This is a genomic window from Modestobacter sp. SYSU DS0511, assembly GCF_054050755.1.
This window is the reverse complement of record NZ_JBJGZY010000070.1, coordinates 1-5,051: the sequence shown is the minus strand read 5'-3', so window position 1 is coordinate 5,051 and position 5,051 is coordinate 1. Positions and strand designations below refer to the sequence as shown.

General features: G+C 78.0%; 8 protein-coding genes. 4 read left to right on the top strand and 4 right to left on the bottom strand.

All coding sequences use genetic code 11. From position 1 onward, the window contains the following. Positions 1-177 precede the first annotated feature (177 nt). Complete coding sequence (locus ACI783_RS19700) at positions 178-369, top strand: hypothetical protein (RefSeq protein ID WP_457142020.1); 192 nt, start codon at positions 178-180, stop codon at positions 367-369. Between the two features lie 8 nt (positions 370-377). On the opposite strand, the gene ACI783_RS19695 is transcribed toward ACI783_RS19700, so the two are convergent. After that, positions 378-662, bottom strand: a complete 285-nt coding sequence (locus ACI783_RS19695) for a hypothetical protein (protein ID WP_457142019.1) — start codon at positions 660-662, stop codon at positions 378-380. Further along, positions 659-1,690 carry a UDP-N-acetylmuramate dehydrogenase gene (locus ACI783_RS19690; RefSeq protein ID WP_457142018.1) on the bottom strand — a complete coding sequence of 344 codons (1,032 nt, stop codon included), beginning with the start codon at positions 1,688-1,690 and terminating at the stop codon, positions 659-661. Before ACI783_RS19690 ends, ACI783_RS19695 begins: the two co-directional genes overlap by 4 nt. Before the next feature lie 40 nt (positions 1,691-1,730). Between ACI783_RS19690 and ACI783_RS19685 the strand changes: the two genes are divergently transcribed. From ACI783_RS19685 to ACI783_RS19675, 3 genes are read left to right on the top strand one after another with little or no spacing between them, the layout of a single operon-like run. Beyond that, positions 1,731-2,576: a class I SAM-dependent methyltransferase gene (locus ACI783_RS19685; protein WP_457142017.1), complete on the top strand. Its 846-nt coding sequence runs from the start codon at positions 1,731-1,733 to the stop codon at positions 2,574-2,576. After that, on the top strand, positions 2,573-3,448 hold the full coding sequence (locus ACI783_RS19680) for a spermidine synthase (protein WP_457142016.1): 876 nt from the start codon (positions 2,573-2,575) through the stop codon (positions 3,446-3,448). The genes ACI783_RS19685 and ACI783_RS19680 overlap by 4 nt, the downstream gene beginning before the upstream one ends. Positions 3,449-3,507: 59 nt before the next feature. Then, a complete protein-coding gene (locus ACI783_RS19675) occupies positions 3,508-3,711 on the top strand; it encodes a PspC domain-containing protein (protein ID WP_457142015.1) in 204 nt (67 codons plus the stop codon). Between the two features lie 9 nt (positions 3,712-3,720). Here ACI783_RS19675 and ACI783_RS19670 read toward each other — a convergent pair whose 3' ends face one another. Continuing rightward, on the bottom strand, positions 3,721-4,011 hold the full coding sequence (locus ACI783_RS19670; protein ID WP_457078781.1) for a DUF2516 family protein: 291 nt from the start codon (positions 4,009-4,011) through the stop codon (positions 3,721-3,723). Between the two features lie 149 nt (positions 4,012-4,160). Then, positions 4,161-5,006, bottom strand: a complete 846-nt coding sequence (locus ACI783_RS19665; protein ID WP_457142014.1) for a hypothetical protein — start codon at positions 5,004-5,006, stop codon at positions 4,161-4,163. Between the last annotated feature and the right edge of the window lie 45 nt (positions 5,007-5,051).

The window sequence follows — 5,051 nt, the reverse complement described above, 5'->3', positions numbered from 1 at the left end:
CCCCCCCCCCCCGCCCCCCCCCCCCCCCCCCCCCCCCCCCCCCCCCCCCCCCCCCCCCCCCCCCCCCCCCCCCCCCCCCCCCCCCCCCCCCCCCCCCCCCCCCCCCCCCCCCCCCCCCCCACACCACGCCCCTCACCAGGGGTCGACGGACGACGCCGCCGAGGGCAGCATCGCGGCATGCACGGGGACGGTCGTGAGACGAACCAGTACTCCCCGGCCGGCACGGTCGGGAAGCTGGGCGAGCTGACCGGCGGCTGGGTCACCAACCCGCGCGGCCGGCGGCGGGCGCTGCGCGTGCTGCTGTGGCTGGCCGTCACCCTCGCCGTGCTGACCGCACTCGCGGTGGGGCTCGCCCTCCTGCTCGGGTGAGCCGACGGTCAGGCGCTGTGGTCGCGCAGCAGCTCGTAGGCGGCGGCCACCTGGGCCGGGTCGGCGGAGGTGCCGGCCGAGGCGGTCAGCGCCTGGGCAGCCTCGACGTCGGCGCGGAGCAGGTCGCCACCGTTCAGCAGCCGGGAGATCAGCCCGGCCAGCGCGCCGTCGGCCTCGACCCGGGCCAGCCACGCCTGCATGGCCCCGGGGCCGCCCCCGGCCGGCACCGCGGGCGCGCGCAGCGTCTCGTAGAGCCCTCCGAGCCGCCGGGCGTCGTCCGGGCGCACGCTCACGGGCGCACCGGCTCGGGCACCAGCGTCACGCCGAACCGGTCGCGCACCGCGTCGACGACCCGCCCGGCGAAGGCCATCAGCTCCGCGGAGGTGGCGCCGGGCTCGGTGGTCAGCGCCAGGCTGTGCCGCGGCGAGGTGCCGACCCGCCCGTCGCGGGTGCCCTTGCCGAAGCCGGCCGACTGCACCAGCCAGGCCGCCGACAGCTTGACCTGCTCCGCGCCGTCGGCGCCGATCCCCGCCGGCCAGCTCGGGCAGCCCGGCACCGCGGCGGCCACCGGCACGATCGGGTTGGTGAAGAACGACCCGGCGCTGCGGGTGTCGGGGTCGGCCGGGTCCCAGACCATCCCCTTGCCGCGGCGCAGCCCGAGCACGGCCTCGCGCACGGCGGCCAGCGGCGCGGTCTCCCCCAGCTCGACGCCGAGGGTCCGGGCCAGCTCGGCATAGCTGACCGCCCCCGACCGCGGCGAGGGCCGCAGCGCGAAGGTCACCGCGAGAACGACGTGCGCACCGGGCTGGGCCTTGAACCGGCTGTCCCGGTAGGCGAAGCCGCACTCCTCGGGGCCGAACACCCGCTCGGCACGGGCCGCGCGGTCCCAGGTGCGCACCGAGGTGATCAGCGCGGCGACCTCCTGGCCGTAGGCGCCGACGTTCTGCACCGGGGTGGCGCCGGTCGAGCCGGGGATCCCCGACAGCGCCTCCAGCCCGGCCAGCTGCTGGTCGACGGTGGCGGCGACGAGGTCGTCCCACGGCTCGCCCGCCTCGACCTCCAGCTCGACCACGCCGTCGGCGCCGTCCCGCCGGGTCACCCCGCGGCTGCGGACCAGCACCACGTCACCGGGCCAGCCGGCGTCCGGGCCGATCAGGTTGGAGCCGCCACCGAGCACCAGCAGCGGGCGGCCGGCGTCGTCGGCGTCCCGGACGGCGGAGACCAGCTCCTCGCGCGTGGTGACCTCGACCAGCCGGTGGATCGGTCCCCCGACCCCCAGGGTGGTCAGCTCCGCGAAGCGGGCGTCGCGGCGTACCTGCACCCGACCACCGTAATGCGCCCCGCGGCTAACCTCGTCCACCGTGAGCGACCACACCCAGCGTGCGTCGCTGCCGCCCGTCCGGAAGGCGCCCAGGCTGGCCGCCGGCCGCGCCCGTGCCCTCGGCCTGCCGACCCGCGGCACGACCAACGCCAACCGGCTGCGCCGGGTCGACCGCTGGCTGGTCGCCACCCAGGTCGCGCGGTTGCGGGACGCCGCCCGCCCGCTGGTCGTCGACCTGGGCTACGGCGCCTCGGCGGTGACCACCCTGGAGCTGGCCGAACGACTGGCCCCGGAGGTGCCCGGCCTGGAGGTGGTCGGCCTGGAGATCGACCCGGAGCGGGTGGCCGCGGTCGCCGCCGACCGCGACCCACCACGGGTCGACTTCCGGGTGGGCGGGTTCGAGCTGGCCGGGCTGCAGCCGGTGCTGGTGCGCGCGTTCAACGTGCTGCGCCAGTACGACGAGGAGTCCGCCGCCCGCGCGTGGGGCACCATGCGCGCCGCGCTGGCCCCCGGCGGGCTGCTGGTCGAGGGCACCTGCGACGAGTGGGGACGGCGGGCGACGTGGGTGGCGCTGGACGAGGACGGCCCGCTGACCCTGACCCTGGCCGCCCGGGTGTCCGACCTCGACCGCCCGTCGGACCTGGCCGAGCGGCTGCCCAAGGCGCTGATCCACCACAACGTGCCCGGCCAGCCGGTGCACGCCTTCCTCACCGCCTTCGACGCCGCCTGGGCCTCCGCGGCCGGGCTGTCCGCCTTCGGCCCGCGGCAGCGCTGGGCCGCGGCGGTGGAGACGCTCGCCGAGGACGGCTGGCCGCTGGTCGGCCCGACCCGGCGGTGGAAGCACGGCGAGGTCAGCGTCCGCTGGTCCGCGGTCGCGCCGACGTGAGCCGGCGGGGACGCTCCCGGGACGACCGCCCCACCCTCACCGCCCTGCCCGGGCCGGTGGAGGTCGGCGGCGGGACGGCGGAGCTGCTGGCCGACGCCGACCGGGACGGCGCGTGGGAGCTGCACCTGGACGGCGTCCCGCAGTCGCACGTCGACCTCGGCGACCCCACCCACCTGGAGTTCGAGTACGTCCGGCGGATGGGGCACGTCGTCGACCTGGTCGCACCGGCGGGGCAGCCGCTGGACGTCGTCCACCTGGGTGGCGGGGCGCTGACCCTGGCCCGGTACGTGGCCGCGACCCGGCCCGGCTCCGCGCAGCGGGTGATGGAGCTCGACGAGCGGCTCACCGACCTGGTCCGCACCCGGCTGCCGCTGCCCCGGGGCGCGCGGGTCCGGGTGCGGGCGATCGACGCGCGGGCCGGCCTGGCCGCGCTGCCGGACGCCAGCGCCGACCTGGTGCTGGTCGACGTCTTCGCCGGCGCCCGCACCCCGGCGCACCTGACCACGGTGGAGTTCGCCACCGACGTCGCCCGGGTGCTCCGCCTGGGCGGCACGACGGCGTGGAACGTCTCCGACGGCCCACCGCTGCGCTTCGCCCGGACCGAGGGCGCGACGCTGGCCGCGGTGTTCGGGCACCTGGCCCTGGTCGCCGAGCCGAGCACGTTCAAGGGCCGGCGGTTCGGCAACCTGGTCGCGGTCGCCTCCGACGCCGAGCTGCCGGTGGCCGAGCTGACCCGCCGCTGCCTGGCCGACCCGATGCCCGCCCGGCTGGTCACCGGTGACCTGCTGCGGACCTTCGTCGGGCAGCAGGCGCCGGTCACCGACGCCGACGCGCAGCCGTCGCCGCAGCCACCGGCCGGCGTCTTCGGCTGAGGCGTCCGGCCGCGGACGAGGGGCTGCACAGGTCGCGCCGGGGCCCCTAGGGTCGGTGCATGACAGCTCCTGCATCCCGCCGCCTGACCCGCGACTCCCGGCACAAGGTGATCGCGGGGGTGTGCGCCGGCCTGGCCCGGCGGTTCGGCCTGTCCCGCAACGGTCTGCGGCTGGCGTTCGTCGTCAGCTGCGTGCTGCCGGGCCCGCAGTTCATCGCCTACCTGGCGCTGTGGGTCGTCATGCCGTCCGACCGCGGTTACTGACCCGCCGGTTCACCAGCTGGTGTCGTTGCCGCCCCGCCGCAGCCCGCGCACCGCGGGGCGGACGTCGACCAGGTACACGACGGCCGCGATCACCGCGGGCAGCCCGAAGAGGCTCAGCGGCCCCATCCACCACAGCGCCAGCGCGGAGATGCCGGTGATCGCCATCCAGCCGGGCTTGGTCAGCTTGCCGGCCGCCACGAAGGCCGCCGTCGGGCGGATGATCGCGTCGACGAAGGCCCACAGCGCGAGCGCCAGCGTGCCCAGACGGACCAGCTCGTAGACGAACCCGTCGAAGCCCATGCCGCAGAGGATAGGCGTCCCGGAGGCGCCTCCGGTGGGTCGACCCACGCCGCGGCGGCCTCCTGCCCCTCCCGGGTGAGACGGCGCCGCCCCGGCGCCCGCGTCGATCGCGGGCGCCGGGGCGGCGTGGGGCTGCCGGAGCGGCGCGCTCAGCCGGCGTCGTCGCTCTTGGCCGGGACGGCGAGCGGGTCGGGCACCGGGGTGGTGCTCTCCGCCGCGGTGCCGTTCGACGTGTCGGCCTTCTCCGCGCTGGCCTTCTTCGCAGGAGCCTTCCGGGCGGTGGTCTTCTTCGCGGGCTTCCCGGCGCCGTCCCGGACCCGCCGCTTCGTCGCCGCGGCGGCCTCGGCGGTCTCGTCGGTGACGGTGTCGAGCGCGTCGTCGGCGCGGGCCGCGGTCTTCTGCGCGACCGAGGTCACCTCGTTCGACGCGGCGTCGACCGTCTCCTGCGCGGTGCCGGCGGCGTCGGCGACGGCGCCCTCGACCGTGTCGACGGCCTGCTCGGCCCGCCCGGCGAACCGCTGGAACGTCGGGCCGACGAGCGTCGCACCCCGGTCGGCGAGCTCGCCGATCGTGGTCAGCGCCTGGGTGCGGGCGGTGTCGACCAGCCCGGTGACCGTGCCGAGGACGGTGTCCGGCCGCACCGTCGCGGCGGCGTCGACCGCCGCGGTGCGGGCCTGGGCGGCGGCGACGCGGGCCTGCTGGGCCGCCGCGGCAGCCTGCTCGCGGGCCTGCGCGGCGCGGACGCGGGCCTCGGCGGCGGCCTGAGCGGCACGGGCGCGGGCCTGCTCGGCCCGGGTGCGGGCCTCCTTGCCGGCCAGGTCGGCCTGCACCTGGGCCTCGCCGGGCAGCGCCTCGGTGCCCGAGCGGAACTGGCCGACGACGGTGCGGGCCCGGTCGACGGCGACGTCGCCGGCGCCGAGCGCGGCCAGCAGGCCGGTGCGGCCGGTGTCGACGAGGGTCTCGCCGTAGTGCTTCAGGGTGTCGGTGCGGCTCATGCCGTCTCCTCCTGGGGTGACTGGGTGGGTGGCTGGGGGGCGGGC

What these genes read in the sequence shown, in the direction of transcription:
- ACI783_RS19700 (WP_457142020.1), top strand. Translation starts at nt 178, where the DNA reads ATGCACGGGGACGGTCGTGAGACGAACCAGTACTCCCCGGCCGGCACG.
- ACI783_RS19675 (WP_457142015.1), top strand. Translation starts at nt 3,508, where the DNA reads ATGACAGCTCCTGCATCCCGCCGCCTGACCCGCGACTCCCGGCACAAG.
- ACI783_RS19670 (WP_457078781.1), bottom strand. Translation starts at nt 4,011, where the DNA reads ATGGGCTTCGACGGGTTCGTCTACGAGCTGGTCCGTCTGGGCACGCTG.
- ACI783_RS19665 (WP_457142014.1), bottom strand. Translation starts at nt 5,006, where the DNA reads ATGAGCCGCACCGACACCCTGAAGCACTACGGCGAGACCCTCGTCGAC.